At 58.8% G+C, this 881-nt stretch carries 1 rRNA gene and 1 pseudogene; one reads left to right on the top strand and one right to left on the bottom strand.

The window, feature by feature from the left end:
- A pseudogene (locus tag I5E_RS21660) lies at positions 1 to 255 on the bottom strand (catalase); the annotation flags it as partial.
- A gap of 6 nt (positions 256 to 261) precedes the next feature.
- Between I5E_RS21660 and I5E_RS11035 the strand changes: the two are divergent.
- Positions 262 to 881 (top strand): 16S ribosomal RNA (locus tag I5E_RS11035); the annotation flags it as partial.

The raw sequence follows: 881 nt of genomic DNA on the forward strand, positions 1-881 counted from the left end.
TGCGCGCGAGGACATCTTGTCGGGGCTGGCCGCGATGCCCGGGACGAAGTTCGAGGGCGCGAAGGTCGCCTGCTCGATCTCGGCGAAGTAGTTCTCCGGGTTGCGGTTGAGCTCCATCGTGCCGACCTCGATGAGCGGGTAGTCGCCCTTCGGCCACACCTTCGTCAGGTCGAACGGGTTGAAGCGGTAGCTCGCGGCGTCCTCGTACGGCATGACCTGCACCTTGAGGGTCCAGCGCGGGAAGTCCTCGCGCTCTAATTTTTTACGGAGAGTTTGATCCTGGCTCAGGACGAACGCTGGCGGCGTGCTTAACACATGCAAGTCGAACGATGATGCCCAGCTTGCTGGGTGGATTAGTGGCGAACGGGTGAGTAACACGTGAGTAACCTGCCCCTGACTCTGGGATAAGCGTTGGAAACGACGTCTAATACTGGATATGACTGCCGGCCGCATGGTCTGGTGGTGGAAAGATTTTTTGGTTGGGGATGGACTCGCGGCCTATCAGCTTGTTGGTGAGGTAATGGCTCACCAAGGCGACGACGGGTAGCCGGCCTGAGAGGGTGACCGGCCACACTGGGACTGAGACACGGCCCAGACTCCTACGGGAGGCAGCAGTGGGGAATATTGCACAATGGGCGAAAGCCTGATGCAGCAACGCCGCGTGAGGGATGACGGCCTTCGGGTTGTAAACCTCTTTTAGTAGGGAAGAAGCGAAAGTGACGGTACCTGCAGAAAAAGCACCGGCTAACTACGTGCCAGCAGCCGCGGTAATACGTAGGGTGCAAGCGTTGTCCGGAATTATTGGGCGTAAAGAGCTCGTAGGCGGTTTGTCGCGTCTGCTGTGAAAATCCGAGGCTCAACCTCGGGCTTGCAGTGGGTAC

The sequence above is a fragment of the Curtobacterium sp. B18 genome (assembly GCF_000333375.1).
GTDB lineage: Bacteria > Actinomycetota > Actinomycetes > Actinomycetales > Microbacteriaceae > Curtobacterium.